Source organism: Shewanella sp. Iso12 (genome assembly GCF_012030025.1).
GTDB lineage: Bacteria > Pseudomonadota > Gammaproteobacteria > Enterobacterales > Shewanellaceae > Shewanella > Shewanella algae.
This window is the reverse complement of record NZ_JAAUHW010000002.1, coordinates 12,890-24,930: the sequence shown is the minus strand read 5'-3', so window position 1 is coordinate 24,930 and position 12,041 is coordinate 12,890. Positions and strand designations below refer to the sequence as shown.

Genomic DNA, 12,041 nt, shown 5'->3' with positions numbered 1-12,041 from the left:
CCGCCATAAACGGCGACAAGTCTCAAAAATTCCACTTAAGCTCTGTCACATGCCAGCAATTGCTGGTAGAATTGCGCCACATCTTACACGAGTTGGGTTGAGGATAGCCAAATCAGGTTGGATTAATTTATCTTTATGATGGATATTCAATCATTGTCATTGACAAAGTGGCGAAAACCGGGCATTCTCCTCGGCCTTTAAAAGTATCAAATCCAGTTTTTAGGAGTTGCACCTTGGCTAATAGCAAGACTGCAAAGAAGCGCGCGCTTCAATCAGAAAAGCGTCGTCAACACAACGCTAGCCGTCGCTCTATGTTGCGTACCTACGTGAAAAAAGTTATCGCTGCTATCAAAGCTGGCGATCACAAAGCGGCTACTGAAGCTTTCGCTGTTGCACAACCCATTCTTGACCGTATGGCAACCAAAGGCCTGATCCACAAGAACAAGGCTGCCCGTCATAAGGCTCGTCTGAACGCTCGTATCAAAGCACTGGCTGCTTAATTCGATACCAGCATAAAAAAAACCGGCATTTGCCGGTTTTTTTATATCTGAAATTCAATAACATCAATGACAATAGATGTTATTCAACAGCTTGATGATTTCGCGCACTTCTTCACTCTTAAGCGAATAGTACACTGTCTGGGCTTCTTTGCGGGTTGCCACCAGATTGTCTTTCCGCAACCAAGCCAGATGCTGAGACAAAGCCGACTGACTCAATCCCAGTTTCTTGTTCATTTCCCCAACGCACATCTCTCCCTCACTCAGGAGATAGCACAGAATAAATAAACGCCTCTCATTGGCCAGCGCCTTCAATAATACGACGGCATGGTCCGCTCGCTGCTGCATCAACTCAATATTCATGACGAGCCTATTCTCCTAATACAAACTCCGTCCCTAATATAGCCTTGCCTTACGGAGATAGTCGGGACATAAAGCACACTTTTTGTTAGATTGTTTTCAAAAATGGGACATACCTAATAAAAACAAAGGAAACACATGAAAAACTATCGAACCGCCCTGTTACTCCCACTGTTGATTTCTTCACTTATTGGTTGTCAATCCCCCTCTCCTTCCAATACAAATCAACTGCTTGCTGAATCATTGCAGCAAAAAGCCCTAGATTCTGACCTCGGCTTTCAAATTGTGGAATCTTTAACAGTGGAAGTCGGCCCTCGCCTGGCCGGTAGCCCAAAAGACGCCATGGCGGTTGCCTGGGCGGAGAAAAAGCTACAGTCACTGGGTTTTGACCGTGTCTATAAGGAAGCGGTGGAAGTCCCAGTGTGGGAGCGCGGTGAAGCCAGCGCCAGCATAGTGGCCCCCTTCCAACAGCCTCTGGTCATCACGGCCTTAGGCGGCAGCGTTGCCACCCCGGCAGAGGGCATTACGGCCAAGATAGTCCGCTTTGACAGCCTGGCTGCACTTAAAGAAGCCAATCCTGATGATGTTGCCGGGAAAATTGTCTTTATCGATCAGAAAACCGAGCGCCACAAGACAGGTAAAGGTTACGGCAAGAGCGTAGGTGGCCGCTCAAGAGGCGCCATAGAGGCGGCGCGTAAAGGAGCCTTGGCAATAGTTATCCGTTCGATAGGTACAGATCATGACCGTATGGCTCACACAGGTACCATGCGCTATGAAGAAGGCTTGAAGCGGATCCCGGCTGCGGCCATGTCGGCGCCGGATGCCGATCTTGTCAATGCCATGCTCAAGCGCTCTGCAGATATAACTCTCACGTTAAAGATGTCACCCGAGAACAAGGGCAGCGCCATTTCCTATAACGTCATCGCCGAAGTCACCGGCAGCAGCAAGCCAGATGAAATCGTGCTGATAGGGGCTCATCTGGACTCCTGGGATGAAGGTACAGGGGCCATAGATGACGGTGCCGGAGTCGCGATTGTCACTGCGGCCGGGAAGCTTATCCAGGATTTACCTGTAAAACCTGCACGCACAGTACGTGTCGTGCTTTATGCGGCCGAAGAGATAGGCTTGGTTGGTGGTAAGGCTTATGCCAAAGCCCACGCTGCAGAGCTGGATAAACACTATATCGCTGCAGAATCCGATTTCGGGGCAGGCCCTATCTACCGCATTGACTTTCAGGTCAATGAGCAAGTGCTGCCGAAACTACAGCAACTGACCCAGGTGATGCAGCGAAACGGCGTTGCCGCCGGTGACAACAGCGCCTATGGTGGCCCGGATGTTTCCATGCTGCCGGCCAGTGGCGTTCCTGTCGCCTCCCTGCGCCAGGATGGTACCGATTACTTCGACTACCACCATACCCCCAACGATACCTTGGACAAGATAGATCCCAAGGCGCTGGCACAAAACATTGCGGCCTATGCCCAGTTCGCCTATTTGATGGCACAGTCTGAACTGGAACTGCGGCCACTGCCTGCCAAACAATAAATCACTGCCGCCTTCTATATAGAAAGCCGTTCAATAATGAACGGCTTTCTTATCTTTATATACAGGAAAGCACTATCAGCTCTGTTCTTCCCGCAGGAACACTGGAGTATCAGTGCTGGACTCGGCTTCACTGTAATAATAGCCGGCGCTGTTGAATGCCCTTAACCGCTCCAGACTCTGTTCCTCTTGCTCCAATAGGTAACGAGCCATCATGCCTCTGGCCTTCTTGGCATAGAAGCTTATCACCTTGTACTGACCTTTTTTACAGTCCTTGAACACAGGCGTAATGATACGCCCGTCAACCTGCTTGGTTTTAACCGCCTTGAAGTACTCGTTGGACGCCAAATTCACTACAATATCATCCCCTTGCTGAGCCAATGCCTGATTAATGGCATCTGTGATGATATCCCCCCAGAAGGCGTAAAGGTTATTGCCCCTAGGATTGACCAAGGAGGTGCCCATTTCCAGCCGATAGGCTTGCATCAAGTCCAGAGGCCTCAAGAGGCCATAGAGACCTGACAAAATACGCAGATGCTGCTGAGCCCGAGCAACTGTTTCCGGAGCAAGGCTGTCAGCATCCAGACCTGTGTATACGTCACCACGGAAGGCATAGAGTGCCTGCTTGGCATTCTCCGGGGTGAAATCAGGTTGCCACTCGGCGAATCTGGCGGCATTCAAGCCGGCAATTTTGTCACTGACTTTCATCAAAGAAGCAATATTGGCTGGAGTCAGATCCCGGCAAACCTGAATAAGCTCGCTGCTGTGCTCAAGAAACTGTGGCAGGCTGTATTCAGATACCGCCGCAGGGTTGTCATAATCCAGGGTCTTGGCCGGTGAAACCAAAATCAGCATATTCACTCCGTCTTATTCATATAGATTTACCTATGATACTGGCAGGAAATAAAAAAACCACGCACTGATGGCGTGGTTTTTTCGATGGCCCCAATCTGGGGCCGGATTCAGTTACAGGCCTTTGTCACTGCGAACCACAGGTTCACCGGTCCAGATACCCTCTTCGATATGGCCTTCAAGCTCTGGGAATTGGCTCTTGTCAAACACAGGCTCTTTGCCTTCGCTCAGCTGATCACGGTAGTCATTGATCACCCGCATGGCAACACCGGAAAGCAATACCAAGGCGATAATATTGACTGTGGCCATCAACCCCATGGACAAGTCTGCCATATCCCACACCAGCTGGATCTTGGCAACAGCGCCAAACATCACCATGCCGAGTACACACAAGCGGAACAGTGGCAGTACCTTGCGGCTGTTATTGGAAAGGAACAGCACATTGGTTTCAGCGTAAGAGTAGTTGGCGATAATGGAAGTGAAACAGAATAGCAAGATGGCAAAGGCCACAAACAGGCCGCCCCAATCACCAACATGGTTGGTCAAAGCAGCTATGGTCAGTTGGATCCCCTTGTCTCCCTCGCTGACGTTGACACTGCTGAGATCACCGGCCAGCAATATGATGGCAGCAGTAGCACTACAGATAACGATAGTGTCCATAAACACACCTATCATCTGTACAAAACCTTGAGATGCTGGATGGTTAGGCGTTGGCGACGCGCTGGCAGCCACATTAGCGGCACTACCCATACCGGCCTCGTTGGAGAACAGACCGCGGGCAACCCCGGACTGCATCGCCTGAGCCACAGTATAAGCGACTCCCCCTGCGGCCGCTTCCTGCCAGCCGAAGGCACTGTTGACTATCAATTCAATAATGGTCGGCAGTTGCTCAATATTCATGCCGACAACGACCATGGCGATCAGGATATAGGCAAAAGCCATAATAGGCACAACCACCTCGGAGACCCGCGCTACCTTACGCAGCCCCCCCATGATCACCACACTGCTGGCCAGCACCAGGAAAATACCTATCCAATAACTGGCTTTTACATCAAACCAGTAGGCCTCTTTTACATCAAACACGATTTCCAGAGCACCGGCTATGGTATTGGACTGCACCGCATTAAATACCAAGCCGAAGGCGATGATCAGAAACACGGAGAAAAGAATCCCCATCCAGCGTTGTCCCAGTCCCCGTTCCATATAATAGGAGGGACCACCACGAAACTGGCCATCTTTATCTTTTACTTTATAGATCTGAGCCAGAGTCGACTCAATCATAGCCGTGGCCATACCCAGAAGGGCAATGAGCCACATCCAGAATACGGCTCCAGGGCCACCAGCCCCTATGGCAACCGCCACACCGGCCATATTACCGGCCCCGACCCTGGCGGCCATGCTGGTGCAAAACACCTGAAATGAAGACAAACCACTTTCACAGCCCTGTCTACTGGTTGCCATCACCTTGGCAGAATGCCCCAGGTGAGTAAGCTGAATGAACAACAACCTCAGGGTAAAGTACAGGCCGGCCCCCACCAGGGCATAAACCAATAGTTTTCCCCAAAGAAGAGAGTTCAAAAAACCGACTATGGTTTCGATAGTTTCTATTATCATAATTGTAAGCTTTCCCGTGGCAAACCTGGCCCATCACTGACTGGATGACGCCAAATTTGTGGTTAAGATTCCTTCCTGAATGAAAAAGGATAAGCATCGGCCAGTTTCTTTTCGAATTATCCTACATACACTAAGGTATGCCGGCCGCGCTTGAGGGCGGAGAAAATAGCATAGGATGCTAAAATTCTCGCGTGATCAAGATCACACTTAATCACTCATGTGACAGTAAATTCACCATAAAAACACCAGAACAAGCTAGTGTTATAACCTAAATAACAAGGGCATCACAGAGACTTTCGAAAAAAGCCACCGGCTAAACAAACTTTCAAAACTTGGATGCGGGACACATTTTTGTAATAAAACTACAAATATAGTACCTACAAGATAATCTGATTCACTTTTAGCTAGCTCAAGCGAGGCACGATATGACCCAAAAGCAAGAGATAGGTGCACTGAAGAAATTTGTCCGGGCCACTAACTTCCTGGCAACCTCACAGATTTACCTCAAGCACAATGTATTGTACAAACGCCCGTTGCAACACAGTGATATTAAGCCAAGGCTCTTGGGTCACTGGGGAACCTGTCCGGGGATCAACTTTGTATACGCCAACGTGAACAGATTGATTACCAAGCACAAGCGCCCATTCCTCTACCTGGTCGGCCCAGGTCACGGTTTCCCAGCTGTACAGGCTAACCTCTTCCTCGAAGGCTCTCTCAGCCACTTCTATCCAGAAACCATTCCTTACAACGAAATCGGTATTGAAGATATCTGTCGCAAGTTCTCCGCGGCTTACGGCTATCCTTCGCATGCCAACCCCGAAGCTCCCGGACAAATCCTTGAAGGGGGTGAGCTGGGCTACTCCTTGTCTGTCGCCTGGGGCGCTGTTCTGGATAATCCTGACTTGATTGCCGCTGTACTCGTCGGTGACGGCGAATCTGAAACCGGTCCACTGGCTGCTTCCTGGTATGCCAACCGTCTGGTTTCTCCTGCCACCAACGGTGCCATACTGCCAATAGTGCATATTAATGGTTACAAGATTTCCGGCCCAACCCGTATGGGACGCATGAGCCACGAAGAGCTGGAACTTGAATTCAGAGGCCTGGGTTATCACCCCATCATAGTGGACAGCGAGCAGGAAGAAGATGTCTACCTGCAGATGACCAAAGCGATGGATACGGCTTATGAGATGATCAACGACATCCAGAAACGTGCCCGCAACGGCGAAGATGTGGTCAAGCCACGTTGGCCGGTGATCCTGATGCGCACCGCCAAAGGCTGGACCGGCGTTCCCGAATACGATGGCAAAAAACTCGAAGGCAACTGCGAGTCTCACCAGGTAATTGTCAATAAGTGTGCCACCGACAAAGGTCATCTGGCCGCATTGGATGGCTGGCTCGACAGCTACAAGTTCTCTGAACTTTACTCCATCAATGAGCAGAACCAGATTGTCTTCGACAAAGACATCCAATCACTGCTGCCCCCTGCAGAACTCTGCTGTGGCCGTCAAAAGATGAGCTATGGTGGTGAAGTGGTGCGCGCCCTCAGCAATCCTGATCTGGAAAAACTGGCCTATGGCCCCGAAGTTCCAAGAGGTCATCGTGGTTATTCCATGCTGAAAATGGGTCAGTGGATGCGCGAAGCCTTCCGCCTCAATAAAGATCAGCGCAACCTGCGGATCTTCAGCCCTGACGAAACTTACTCCAACCAGCTGCAAGCCGTATTCGAAGCGACAGATCGCGCCTGGCAATGGCCGATTGAAAGCTGGGATGAAGATATGAGCCGCGATGGTCGGGTCATGGAGCTGTTGTCTGAAAACCTGCTGTTTGGCATGATGCACGGCTACACAGTTACCGGCCGTCACGCCATGTTCCCTACCTATGAGTCTTTCTCTCAGGTAGTGTCTTCCATGGCTGACCAATACTGTAAGTATGTCTATGCCAGCCAAGGGGTTCACTTCCGTAAGCCGCTGCCGGCTTGCAACGTGGTGCTTTCCTCTCTGCTGGAACGTCAGGATCACAACGGTTACTCTCACCAGAACCCTTCTTTCCTGGGCGCCATGCTTGAGAAACATCCGAAGATTATCTCGGCTTATCTGCCTGCGGATGCCAACACCACTCTGGTTTACACAGAACGCGCTTTCGCCGACCGCGACAAACTGAACATTCTGGTCGCCGGTAAGAAAGAGCTGCCTCAATGGCTGAGCCTTGATGAAGCCCGTAAACAAGCCAAAGACGGTGTAATGGTCTGGGACTTTGCCTCTGATGAAAACCCAGATGTCGTCCTGGCTGGCTGTGGTGACTATGTCACTCAGGAGTGTATGGCGGCATTGGTATTAATTCGTGAACTCCTGCCAAGAGTGCGTATCCGCTTTGTCAGCGTCACTGAATTACACAGCAGTGGTCTGGGTAGCCTCAAGTTCCAGGAAAAACCTTGGTTGATGGATGAGATATTCACCGAAAATAAAGGTGTGGTATTTAACTATCACGGTTATCCAAACACCATCAAAAAACTGATCTTCGATTACAAAGGTAGTCACAGATTCAGAATTAAAGGTTATGAAGAGGAAGGTTCAACCACCACACCATTTGATATGGGTGTTCGTAACGGCACTTCCCGTTATCACCTGGTAATAGATATGGCTTACAAACTATTCCAGCAAGGTGTTATCGATGAAACCCGCCACGTTGCGATTACCACAGATATGTTACAACGCTTGGTTGATCATAGAAATTATATCAAGGCCAATGGTGTGGATCCTGAGTATATCGAGAACTGGATTTGGACCCGTTAAGCTGAACCTTAGCTAAACAATAGACAAATAATTTAGTTATAAAATTGTTTGCCAAAAATAAAAAAAGCGCCTTCAAACAGGCGCTTTTTCTTTATTTTAAATTGTTAAGCAAAGCCCAAGAGCAAATCTTGAACAATAAATTTATTGGTCGATAAGTGGAAAATTGCTTTTTTTCAATGGATAATTGACCCAGCTAGCTAAAACACTAAAGGAAATCCCACATTAAGTGCTAGTCATGTTTCCTATACGGGACATCTGGGTAATTGAATAGCAATGGACTTGGAGAACATGATGAATAAGACATTTAAAGTATTGTTGCTCGCATCTATGATGCCTTTTGCAGCATCTGCAGCAGACGAGCTCAGCCCATGGTATGTGGGTGCGGGCCTCGGTGTAAATAACTACGAACCTAACTGCGATCAGAAAACCATGAAAACCTGTGGTGAAGACGATCCATATGCATGGGACGTGTTTGCAGGTTACCTGTTCAACGATTACTTTGGTGTAGAACTGGGTTATCGTGACCTGGGGCGTGCCGAATGGACCGACTATGCCAACAAGCTCAATGACGTAGGTGCCAAGGGCGCCACTCTGGGCCTGGTGGCTTTCTGGCCTTTCGCCGACAAATGGAGCCTGTCTGCTGAAGCCGGTGCCATGAACTACCACATTTCCAACAACAGACAATGGGGTAGCGAGTACTACAGTGACAGCGGTGTTGCACCTTACTTCGGTGCCGGTATCGGTTACAACATCACAGAGAACCTGAAACTGGCCGCCAAGTATCGTCGTTATGAAAACCTCGACGAAGAAAAGTGGAACACTCTGGCAATGGAAAGCAACTACTGGGGTCTTGAACTGAGCTACCGTTTCGGCAGCACTTCAAAGCCTGCTCCAGTAGCACCAGTGGTCATAGAGCCAGTTGACAGCGACAACGACGGTGTCAACGACGATATGGACCAGTGTCCAAACACACCAGCTAACCACAAGGTAGACGCCAACGGTTGCTCTATCTATGTTGAGAAGCTGGAGAAGCTGGAAGTTAAGGCTGAGTTCGATAACAACTCATCTGTACTGAAAGCCGACTCTATGGCTGAAATCCAGAAAGTCGCTGACTTCATGAACAAGTACCCTAAAGCCGATCTGGAAATCGCCGGCCACGCATCACTGCCTGGTAAAGCCGATTACAACCAGTGGCTGTCTCAGAAACGTGCCGACGCAGTTGCCAAAGTACTGGTTGACCAGTATGGCATCGATGCCAGCCGTATCAACGCCAAGGGCTACGGTGAAAGCCAGCCGCTGATGCAGGGTTCTTCTGCTGAAGCCAATAAGGTTAACCGCCGTATTGAAGCTCACATGAGCTTTAAAGAAAAAGAAGCTCTGCTGAAGTAAGCTGAACTTCTTCTGGAAAAGTCGCTGCCCTGCAGCGACTTTTTTGTTTTCAGCCTTTGTGTCATTAGAATTCCCCCGGTTATGGGAGTACACTTCCTTTAACCGAAAACGGCCCTCATTGACAATTTCTCACCATTTTTGTAATTTTTTTTCAATCCTGGTTGGAAACGAGGGCAAAATCGCTTTTAATAGCGTCATGCAATCCCCGCGTAAACGGCCGCAATCTGAGAAGGATGTTTTTCATGGCAAACACACTCACGCAACTCAAATCCGTTACAACCATAGTTGCTGATACCGGCGACATCGAGGCGATCAAGCTCTATCATCCGCAAGATGCCACCACCAACCCATCACTGATCCTTAAAGCCTCTCAGATCCCTGAGTATGCCCCACTGATCGATGATGCTATTTCCTGGGCCAAATCTCAGAGCCAGGATCCGCAGCAACAACTGGAAGACGCCGCAGACAAGCTGGCGGTCAACATAGGGGTGGAAATTCTCAAGCTGGTACCGGGACGTATTTCAACCGAAGTAGATGCCCGCCTGTCATTTGATAAAGCCGGCTCCATCGCCAAAGCCTATAAGCTGGTTAAGCTCTATGAAGCAGCCGGTATCGATAAGTCACGCATTCTGATCAAACTGGCTTCCACCTGGGAAGGCATCTGTGCCGCCAAAGAGCTGGAGCAAAACGGTATCAACTGCAATCTGACACTCTTGTTCAGTTTCGCCCAGGCCAGAGCCTGCGCCGAAGCCGGAGTTTACCTGATCTCGCCCTTCGTCGGCCGTATTCTCGACTGGTACAAGAAGAACACCGGCAAGGACTATAGCGCCAGTGAAGATCCAGGCGTGGTCTCAGTAACCCAGATCTACAACTACTATAAACAGCATGGTTATCAGACAGTGGTTATGGGTGCCAGCTTCCGTAACACAGGTGAAATCATTGAGCTCGCCGGCTGTGATCGCCTGACTATAGGCCCATCTTTGCTGGAAGAACTGGCCAACTCAGACGCCCAAATAGTGACCAAGCTGCAACCTGCCACTGAAACCCAAGAACCACCCAAGCCGTTGACCGAGGCTGAGTTCCGCTGGGAGTTCAACGAAGATCCCATGGCAGTGGAAAAACTGGCTGAAGGTATCCGTAACTTTGCCATAGATCAGGGCAAACTCGAGACCATGCTCAAGGCTAAACTGAGCTAAACAAGGTCTGTGCTGAAATTGAAGATCAGGGACAACTCATGACACATTTGACTCAATCTGCTAGCTGGCAGGCGCTTAAGGCGATGAGTGCAGACCTGCCTCACATGCGTGAACTCTTTGCCGAAAACGCACAGCGCTTTGAACAGCTGTCGCTCAAAGACTGTGGACTGCTGCTGGATTATTCCAAGAACCGCCTCACTGATACCGTGCTGCAGGAGCTGCTCAAACTCGCCCGTGAAGCCGGACTTGAGCAAAAAATAGCGGCTATGTTTGCCGGCGAAGCAATCAATACCACGGAGCAGCGTGCCGTGTTGCACACAGCTCTGAGAGCACCGGCCGATGCGGATATTCGCGTCGATGGCGTCAATGTAGTCCCTGAAGTTCAGCAAACCCTGGCGCAAATGGAGGCTTTTGTCGACGCGCTCTATTCAGGTCAGTGGCGCGGCTATACCGGCAAGAAGATCACAGATCTTGTCTCCATCGGAATTGGCGGTTCCTTCCTCGGCCCCAAGATTATCTCCGAGGCCCTGCGTCCCTATTGGAACGGTAAGCTACAGTGTCACTTCGTCGCCAATGTCGACGGCACGGCCATCAGTGAAAAACTGAAGAAGCTGGATCCAGAAACCACCCTGTTCCTGATGTCGTCAAAGTCCTTTGGTACTCAGGAAACCCTAACCAACACCCTCAGCGCCAAAGAGTGGTTCCTGGCCAAAGGCGGTTCACAGCAGGATATCGGCAAGCACTTTGCGGCAATTACCTCCAATGTCGCCAAGGCAACGGCGTTTGGCATAGATGAAGACAACATCTTCCCCATGTGGGATTGGGTTGGCGGGCGCTATTCTCTCTGGTCGGCCATAGGTTTGCCCATAGCCGCCCTGATAGGCATGGATAACTTCAAGGCACTGTTGGCCGGCGCCAGAGCAATGGATGTACATTTCGCATCCAGACCTCTTGAGCAGAATATGCCGGTGATCATGGGCCTGCTCTCTGTATGGTACAACAATTTCTTCAATGCCCAGTCCCACGTGGTGTTGACCTATGATCACTACCTCAGAGGGCTTCCGGCCTATTTCCAGCAGCTGGATATGGAGAGTAACGGCAAGTCCGCCACTCTGGACGGCAATTCAGTGGATTACAGCACAGGGCCGGTTATTTGGGGCGGAGAAGGCACCAATGGCCAACACGCCTACCACCAGCTGTTGCACCAAGGTACAGCTTTGATTCCGGCAGACTTTATCCTGCCGCTGCAAAGCCATAATCCTATCGGTGAGCATCACGCTCAGCTGGCATCCAACTGTTTTGGTCAGACCCAGGCGCTGATGCAAGGACGAACCTTCGATGAAGCCTTGGCCGAACTGGCCGACAGCCCACTCTCAGAGGCTGAGAAACAGCTTATTGCCAAACATAAGGTCATGGAAGGCAACAAGCCGAGCAATACCCTGTTGATGGACAAGCTGACCCCAATAACCCTGGGCGCCTTGCTTGCTCTTTACGAGCACAGAACCCTGGTTCAAGGCGCTATCTGGGATATTAACTCATTCGATCAATGGGGAGTCGAGTTGGGTAAGACGTTGGGAAATGAAGTGCTGTCGCGTATCGGCGCAGAGCAAAACAGCCAGGATCTGGATGCTTCCAGCAATGCCCTGATCAATCTCTTCAGACAAGGAAAAATCTAGCCCGTTAACCTTGTAAATCAACAGATACCAGCCAGCTCCACTGGCTGGTATTTTTTTGCCCGCCATCTTGTCTATACGCCTTCATCAAAGCATCACTCAAGTTTAACAAAATAGAAACATTCTTCT

Annotated in this window: 9 protein-coding genes; 6 read left to right on the top strand and 3 right to left on the bottom strand. The window is 50.0% G+C overall.

What is annotated here, in order from left to right:
• The first annotated feature begins 233 nt into the window (after positions 1–233).
• The gene (gene rpsT / locus HCX89_RS04135) at positions 234–500 is read left to right on the top strand and encodes a 30S ribosomal protein S20 (protein ID WP_025011908.1); all 267 of its coding nucleotides are present in this window, start codon (positions 234–236) and stop codon (positions 498–500) included.
• Between the two features lie 63 nt (positions 501–563).
• Here the strand turns inward: rpsT and HCX89_RS04130 are convergent, their stop codons facing one another.
• Positions 564–860 (bottom strand): metalloregulator ArsR/SmtB family transcription factor, encoded by a 297-nt coding sequence (locus HCX89_RS04130; protein ID WP_025011907.1) that lies wholly within the window; start codon positions 858–860, stop codon positions 564–566.
• Between the two features lie 135 nt (positions 861–995).
• Between HCX89_RS04130 and HCX89_RS04125 the strand changes: the two genes are divergently transcribed.
• Positions 996–2,399: a M28 family metallopeptidase gene (locus HCX89_RS04125; protein ID WP_071238257.1), complete on the top strand. Its 1,404-nt coding sequence runs from the start codon at positions 996–998 to the stop codon at positions 2,397–2,399.
• Between the two features lie 75 nt (positions 2,400–2,474).
• Here HCX89_RS04125 and yaaA read toward each other — a convergent pair whose 3' ends face one another.
• Positions 2,475–3,251 (bottom strand): peroxide stress protein YaaA, encoded by a 777-nt coding sequence (yaaA, locus tag HCX89_RS04120; RefSeq protein WP_107352756.1) that lies wholly within the window; start codon positions 3,249–3,251, stop codon positions 2,475–2,477.
• Between the two features lie 111 nt (positions 3,252–3,362).
• The gene (locus HCX89_RS04115) at positions 3,363–4,862 is read right to left on the bottom strand and encodes a sodium:alanine symporter family protein (RefSeq protein WP_096140796.1); all 1,500 of its coding nucleotides are present in this window, start codon (positions 4,860–4,862) and stop codon (positions 3,363–3,365) included.
• A gap of 425 nt (positions 4,863–5,287) precedes the next feature.
• Between HCX89_RS04115 and HCX89_RS04110 the strand changes: the two genes are divergently transcribed.
• From HCX89_RS04110 to pgi, 4 genes are all read left to right on the top strand, one after another.
• Positions 5,288–7,654 (top strand): phosphoketolase family protein, encoded by a 2,367-nt coding sequence (locus tag HCX89_RS04110; protein ID WP_167715183.1) that lies wholly within the window; start codon positions 5,288–5,290, stop codon positions 7,652–7,654.
• 288 nt (positions 7,655–7,942) lie between these two features.
• Positions 7,943–9,043, top strand: a complete 1,101-nt coding sequence (locus HCX89_RS04105; protein ID WP_025010588.1) for an OmpA family protein — start codon at positions 7,943–7,945, stop codon at positions 9,041–9,043.
• A 242-nt stretch (positions 9,044–9,285) separates the two neighbouring features.
• Positions 9,286–10,239, top strand: coding sequence for a transaldolase (gene tal / locus HCX89_RS04100; protein ID WP_025887203.1), 954 nt, complete (start codon positions 9,286–9,288; stop codon positions 10,237–10,239).
• A 38-nt stretch (positions 10,240–10,277) separates the two neighbouring features.
• Positions 10,278–11,915, top strand: a complete 1,638-nt coding sequence (pgi, locus tag HCX89_RS04095; RefSeq protein ID WP_096140797.1) for a glucose-6-phosphate isomerase — start codon at positions 10,278–10,280, stop codon at positions 11,913–11,915.
• Positions 11,916–12,041 lie beyond the last annotated feature (126 nt).